General features: G+C 34.6%; 4 protein-coding genes and 2 tRNA genes. 3 read left to right on the top strand and 3 right to left on the bottom strand.

All coding sequences use genetic code 11. The annotated features are described in order from the left end of the window. Positions 1-162 precede the first annotated feature (162 nt). From Q0605_RS03160 to Q0605_RS03150, 3 genes are all read left to right on the top strand, one after another. A complete protein-coding gene (locus Q0605_RS03160; protein WP_298704175.1) occupies positions 163-588 on the top strand; it encodes a prepilin-type N-terminal cleavage/methylation domain-containing protein in 426 nt (141 codons plus the stop codon). Between the two features lie 171 nt (positions 589-759). Further along, positions 760-834: transfer RNA gene (locus Q0605_RS03155), tRNA-Gln, on the top strand. Between the two features lie 40 nt (positions 835-874). Then, positions 875-949: transfer RNA gene (locus Q0605_RS03150), tRNA-Met, on the top strand. A 406-nt stretch (positions 950-1,355) separates the two neighbouring features. Here the strand turns inward: Q0605_RS03150 and Q0605_RS03145 are convergent. The 3 genes from Q0605_RS03145 to imm40 all read right to left on the bottom strand — a co-directional run. Then, on the bottom strand, positions 1,356-1,691 hold the full coding sequence (locus Q0605_RS03145; protein WP_298704173.1) for a DUF3969 family protein: 336 nt from the start codon (positions 1,689-1,691) through the stop codon (positions 1,356-1,358). Next, positions 1,669-2,037: a hypothetical protein gene (locus Q0605_RS03140; protein WP_298704171.1), complete on the bottom strand. Its 369-nt coding sequence runs from the start codon at positions 2,035-2,037 to the stop codon at positions 1,669-1,671. The genes Q0605_RS03145 and Q0605_RS03140 overlap by 23 nt, the downstream gene beginning before the upstream one ends. A 148-nt stretch (positions 2,038-2,185) precedes the next feature. Next, positions 2,186-2,446 (bottom strand): Imm40 family immunity protein (gene imm40, locus Q0605_RS03135; RefSeq protein ID WP_298704169.1); only part of this gene is annotated, 261 nt, incomplete at its 5' end.

The following is a 2,446-nucleotide window of genomic DNA, read 5'->3' as shown; positions in this document are numbered from 1 at the left end:
TGGGCCTAAAATTTTGATTTTGAAATGCCCGCAAAATCGGATTTTGTAAATAAATTGTAAAAAATTTGCTAAAAACTATTGACAATTTTTAAATTTTTCTCTATAATTCCGCCAAGTTTCGCATATAGGTATGCGGGATGAATTTTATTTAAGGAGTAAACCATGAAAAAAGGTTTTACTATGATCGAGTTGATCTTCGTTATCGTTATTTTAGGTATTTTGGCAGCTGTTGCTATTCCAAGACTTGCAGCTACTCGTGATGATGCTGAGGTTTCTAAGGCAGCTACAAATATTCAAACACTTATAACTGATCTAGGTTCTTACTACACTTCACAGGGTAATTTCTCTGATAAAATTAACAAGATGTCCAATGTGGCTAATCCTGTAAAAGTTAAGAAGGAGGTATGCTTAACAGTTGGTGAGGCTGCTGGTGATATTGATAATGTCAATGGTACAATTAAAGCTACTGTGGGAGATAAAGGTTTATGTGGTAATGTTTGGGGTCTACCTGGTCTATCCCAAATTAAAGCTAATATCTCTCAAAATGGTGGTAAATTTAAATTTGGTGGTATGGGCGTAGTATACTAGGAATAACTAGTTTTACTAATTTTTGGCTCTAGCTCTAGCTAGAGCCTTTTTTATTTGTATAATGTAATTTATTCATCGCGTCTCTTGCTAAGTTTCATTAATCCACTAATAGATCTTGAGATTAATCTTGACTTTTGGTTACGGTTTTTGTATAATTCAAGTCTTTTTTAATGGGGTATAGCCAAGCGGCAAGGCAATTGGTTTTGGTCCAATCATTCGGAGGTTCGAATCCTCCTACCCCATCCATTTTGCGAATTTTATTTCAAATTTATTCGCGCTTTTGTATCGCAGAGTAGAGCAGTGGTAGCTCGTCGGGCTCATAACCCGAAGGTCGGTGGTTCAAATCCACCCTCTGCAACCAAATCATCATTAAATTTCTATCGCAGCATCGTGACTTTAAATTTTACTCTTGCCTTATATTTAAAAATACAAAAATATACATTTGTATTTCAAATTTGAGAATTTTATTTATAAAGCTGCTCTTAACTAATAGTCTAAAATTAATAAAATCATCGAGTATAAGGCAGATACATCAAATTCCTTAAATCATAAAATTTGCCGTCTCATCTAAAATCTATGATTTATATTGTACCGCCGATCTTGCCAATAGCATTATCAAGTATTGAAAGGACTTAAATTTACACATAGTTTCTATCTTGACGTTAAAATTTTAAAGGTTCAAGATAAGCCAAAAATTCCTTTGAAAGTTTTCAACTTATCTTGAGTCAAATTTCATTTACTTGTTCGCCAAAACGGAGCTATAGAGGCTATTTCTCATCTATAATTACCCATCTTTTTCCATATTCTTCATCGTATCGCTTTAAAATTTTTATTATTCTATTTTGCAATATTCGTAAGGTTTGTATATATTTTGTAGGAATTATCTCGAAAATATCCTCTAGTTCGCAACATTCAGTTATTATATCTATGACACGCTTGCTAACTTTATTGTTTTCCAAATGCGTTGAAATATAGGGCGAAAACAAAATTCTTTGGCTTTCATCTATGGTAATCGCCTGGTGCTCCAATGCCTGCAATGAACCTAGCGCCATCAATAAAATTGCCCTCTCGCCCGCAATATCAATATTTTTCTCTAATATCATTTGAATCGCTCCGCCCGTATTTAATTTCATCTAAAATCATACAAATCTTCCTCTCGTCTATCTCCCCATAAAGGCAAGGGTTTGCCAGCTCAAATATGATTTCCTGCAAAATTTCATCCTCATATCCTATGTCCTCGCGGCACTCGATTAAATTTGCCCATTCCTCAAGGAGGTCATATGAAATTTCTTTATCGATGACCCTATTTAAGATATTTGCGATGGTATTTTGAGTTATCGTTACAAGCTCCGATTCGCTATCAAAGCCTATCTTTGCTAAGTCGCTTTTTATCGCGCTTATATCTTTGGTAAAATTTATCAAATTTAATAATATATCTATTTTAGCCATCAATGCCGCATTCGCCCTCAAGCCTCTATAGCCATATCCTTATACTTTTCATAAAGCCTCGATTCTAAAATTCTAAATTTCATATTGTTTTTCCTTTTAAAATTTAATCGGTTGCCGATATTTTATTTGCGCAATCCAATTAAAATTTTCATTTGGACACCTGCCCGGGGCCAATGGCTGGATAATATATAAAATCATCTCCGTTTCTAGCGCGATACTTAGTGATATATTCGATCGCCACTTCGAATGCATTGTCATCTTCCGCTTTAGTGCCCCAGTAGTCGTATGTGATGATGGGCTTATTACCGCTTAAGCGATATACGTCTCCTCCTACGATAATCATACCTTTATCTCTTGTGATTTTTAGCACCTCCATTACATCATCAAATCTCCAAGCTATATCATAAAT

This window comes from uncultured Campylobacter sp. (genome assembly GCF_938017705.1).
In the GTDB taxonomy this organism is placed as follows: domain Bacteria; phylum Campylobacterota; class Campylobacteria; order Campylobacterales; family Campylobacteraceae; genus Campylobacter_B.
Note: the sequence above shows the minus strand (reverse complement) of the source record. Positions and strands in the feature narration are given on the sequence as shown.

Excerpts from the sequence above, each read along its gene's own strand:
- Q0605_RS03160 (WP_298704175.1), top strand. The coding sequence starts at position 163 with ATGAAAAAAGGTTTTACTATGATCGAGTTGATCTTCGTTATCGTTATT.
- Q0605_RS03145 (WP_298704173.1), bottom strand. The coding sequence starts at position 1,691 with ATGATATTAGAGAAAAATATTGATATTGCGGGCGAGAGGGCAATTTTA.
- Q0605_RS03140 (WP_298704171.1), bottom strand. The coding sequence starts at position 2,037 with ATGGCTAAAATAGATATATTATTAAATTTGATAAATTTTACCAAAGAT.